This is a genomic window from Paracoccus sp. (in: a-proteobacteria) (assembly GCF_047973135.1).
Classification (GTDB): Bacteria; Pseudomonadota; Alphaproteobacteria; order Rhodobacterales; family Rhodobacteraceae; genus Paracoccus.
In genome coordinates this window covers 1-2,181 of sequence record NZ_JBKEBL010000013.1, presented here as the reverse complement: position 1 = coordinate 2,181, position 2,181 = coordinate 1, and the positions used below count along the sequence as shown (strand labels likewise).

Here is a 2,181-nt window from a genome sequence, read left to right as displayed (position 1 = left end):
TGTGAGATATGCGCGAAAGTTGGTGACGCTTGATCAGGCGGCAGCTTGAATGTGGCGGACGCCATCGCGGAACTCAACCCCGCTGATGACCTCCGGTAGGCGGTTCCGACCGTCGAGCTTTCGCCATTTCTTCTGCGCCGACATCATCAACCGGAAGGCCATGGCGAGCCCGGTCTTTCGGCTCAGGCAGCCCTTGGTTCGCCGGGTGCGGTGCCGGACGGTGGCGAAGGTGCTCTCGATCGGATTTGACGTCCGGATATGTTTCCAGTGCTCTGCGGGATAGTCGTAGAGGGTCAGCAGCGCATCCCGGTCCTTGACAAGCTTGGCCACCGCCTTGTCCCACTTCACGCCGTAGGTTTCGACGAAGAAGTTGAAGGCGACGTTGGCTTCGGCCTTTGTCCCGGCCTGCCAAATGTCGTGCAGGTGCGCCTTTGCCTTCTGCTGTACCGACTTGGGCAACGCGTTCAGCACGTTCATGGTCTTGTGCAGCCAGCACCGCTGCTCCTGCGTCGTGGGGAAGACTTCGCGCAGGGCCGTCCAGAAGCCGAGAGCACCGTCGCCGATCGCGAGCTTGGGATCCTGCGTGAGGCCGCGCCGCTTGAGATCGAGCAGCACCTCGCGCCAGCTCTGGGTGCTCTCGCGGAAGCCGTCGGTCATGGCCAGCAGTTCTTTCCGGCCGTATTCATCCGCCCCGACGATGACCAGAACGCATTGCTTTTCCTCGGCCATGCGCGGCTTGAAGTAGACACCGTCGGCCCAGATGTAGAGGAACCGCCGGGTCCCGAGGTCGCGCTTTTCCCAAGCCTCGTATTCGGACCACCAGTTGGCTTTCAGGCGGGTGACGGTCTTTGCCGACAGGCCCTTGGCGTCCGGCCCCAGCAGGGCGGCCAGCGCCTCGCCGAAATCGCCGGTGGAGACCCCCTTGAGGTAGAGCCAGGGCAGCAGCTCCTCGACCGATCTGGCCTTGCGCAGGTAGCGCGGCAGGATGCTGGGCGTGAAGGAGATCCTCTCCGCCCCCGGCTTGCGATCCCGCACCCGCGGCACCTTCACGGCGACCGGACCGATCCCGGTCAGGATTTCGCGTTCCGGCAAATGTCCGTGCCGGACCAGCCTGGCCCGACCGTCATCAAGCCTTTCCTCAGCGAACGCGGCGAGGAGCGTTGCCAGCTCGGCCTCAACCGCTTGTTCGATCAGCTTGCGCGCACCCTCTCGGATGAGGTCCGTCAACGGATCCGGCGAAAACCCCGATGGATCGGGCAGCGTGCTGATGGTAGTCTCCGACATGTGGCATATCCCTTTCTCGGCTGAGAATTGACGGCGTCTGAACACCGCCATGATATGCCGCCCCTCAGAGCATCACCAACTTTCACGCGTTACTCGGAACTTTCGTGTATGGTCGGGAAAGCGACCAGCTGTATCATTCGCCCATTTGCCGCAACCGACCGCGCCGCGATGAAATCAGGGTCTTCGACACGCCAGAGGCAGCGCGGCAAATGGGCTGCAGGGCCTGCGGGATTGCCACCCCGATCCGGCGGCGTGGCTGGTCGGAGCCAGCCGCCGGATGTGACGACCGTCCACATCGGGCTGCAACCAGACCTTTGCCGCGCGTTGTGCGACCGTCCGCTCTGACTTTGGGCCAGAGATCCGACACAAAGCCAGGTATTTATGACAGACGATGCCGCCGCTGTCAGGCCCAGTCGCGCAGCTTGCTGGTCTTGCCGATACCGGGATTCATCGCATTGGTCGGATCCAGTTCGCGGTAGAACTCGCGCAGGGCCGGTTTGGCCTCGTACAGGTGACCGACATTGTGTTCGGCGGGGTATTCGGCCCCGCGCGCGGCCAGGGCCGCGGTCAGCCGGGCCTTGATCTCATCGGGGTCGGCACCCTGTTTGACGATGTAATCCTCGTGGAACACATGGCAAAAGAAATGCCCGCAGACCAGATGATGCGCGATATCGGGCGCGATCTCTGCAGGGACCTCGGACATCCATTCGACATCGTTGCGCGGGATCGCCACGTCCAGCGCCAGGATGTCGGCGATCTCGCGGCGGTGGGTGGCGCGATAGCGCCCTGCGGCATTGCCCACGGCAAAGCGCAGCAGAAAGGCGGCCTCGCCCTCGGAGGGGGTGCATTCAAAGACATCCCCCCGCGCGGTCGGAAAGAGCCCGGTCAGATAGGTCC

General features: G+C 63.6%; 2 protein-coding genes and 1 pseudogene. 1 reads left to right on the top strand and 2 read right to left on the bottom strand.

Annotated elements, in window-relative coordinates; all coding sequences use genetic code 11:
- Positions 1–33 precede the first annotated feature (33 nt).
- Positions 34–1,284, bottom strand: a complete 1,251-nt coding sequence (locus ACK5L9_RS01030; RefSeq protein WP_416909588.1) for an IS256 family transposase — start codon at positions 1,282–1,284, stop codon at positions 34–36.
- 104 nt (positions 1,285–1,388) lie between these two features.
- Between ACK5L9_RS01030 and ACK5L9_RS01025 the strand changes: the two genes are divergently transcribed.
- Entirely contained in the window at positions 1,389–1,763 is a 375-nt protein-coding gene (locus ACK5L9_RS01025) for an Ada metal-binding domain-containing protein (protein WP_416909587.1), read from the top strand.
- Here ACK5L9_RS01025 and ACK5L9_RS01020 read toward each other — a convergent pair.
- Positions 1,688–2,181 (bottom strand): annotated as a pseudogene (locus ACK5L9_RS01020) (D-lactate dehydrogenase); the annotation flags it as partial. The gene ACK5L9_RS01025 and the pseudogene ACK5L9_RS01020 sit on opposite strands and share 76 nt — an antisense overlap.